The organism is Streptomyces rectiviolaceus, from assembly GCF_039533825.1.
Taxonomy (GTDB): Bacteria; Actinomycetota; Actinomycetes; order Streptomycetales; family Streptomycetaceae; genus Streptomyces; species Streptomyces rectiviolaceus.
The window spans coordinates 1-1065 of record NZ_BAAAUG010000189.1; the positions used below are offsets into that span (position 1 = coordinate 1).

Consider the following 1065-nt stretch of genomic DNA (forward strand, 5'->3'; position numbering starts at 1 on the left):
CCCGCCGCGGCGAGTTCGGCCGCCGCGTCCTTGGTGAGGCCGCGGGCGAGGAGCAGTTCGCCGTGCACGGCCTGCGCGTCGGGGAAGACGACGGCCGCGGGGAACGGTTCGCCGAAGCCGTACTCGTCCGCGGTGCGTGTGGCCTCGGCGATGCGGCCCCTGGCCAGCAGGATCTCGATGAGGATGCCGACGGCGTACCAGTGGGCGGGGGTCCCCGACCCCACCCGCTCGGCGATCCGCAGACCGGCGCGCACGAAGTCCTCGGCTTCGGCGAGACGTCCGCGGCGGAAACGTACGTACGCGAGAAGGGTGTACGCGAACGACAGATGGGCGCCGCGCCAGCCCTGACGCTCGAAGTCGGCGATCCCGGCGGCGAACAGCTCCTCGGCCCGCCCGGGCCGGTCGGCGTACAGGAAGGTGAGCGCCACCAGGACGGGCACTTCGAAGCCCCGGTCCTCCTCGGCCCAGCCGAGCCCGCCGACCAGGGCGCGCTCGGCGTGCCGGACGGCGGTCCCGGCAGGTTCGGCGCGCAGCATCGCGTCCCAGGCCCGGAGCCCGATGACGTACCGCTCGGTGAGATCGCGGCCGGGCAGCCGGTCGGCGAGCCGGGCGAGGCGCCGTGAACGGGCGGGCGAGTCCGGCTCGTCGGCCCGGAAGGCGTCCCACATGAACTGCTCGGCCTGCATCCGGATCCGCACCCGTGGTCCGGCGGTCAGGCGGATCTCGCGGGCGAGGGTGTCGGATGCCTCGCCCAGGCGGTCGGAGTGGGCCAGGACCTGGGAGAGGCGGTAGACGATGCCGTGGCGCAGGGCGGGGTCGGTGATGGGCTCTTCGAGTGCGGCGCGCAGGTGGTTGACGGTCGTGGCCGGTTCGGTCAGGAGGGACGCGCAGCCGAGTTCGTAGAGGACCGCGGCGCGGTCCTCCCAGGGCGGGGGTTCGCGCAGGGCGCGGGCGAGGTAGCGGCGGGCGGCGTCGGGGGCGCCCGCGCGGAGGGTCTCGCGGGCGGCGGCGCGCAGTTGCTGCACGACCCACGTGTCGCCGCCCGGGTGGACCTCCAGGTGGAGG

1 pseudogene is annotated in these 1065 nt (G+C 75.2%); it reads right to left on the reverse strand.

Features of this window, described 5'->3' with window-relative positions:
• Positions 1 to 1065 (reverse strand): annotated as a pseudogene (locus ABD378_RS39445) (ATP-binding protein); the annotation flags it as partial.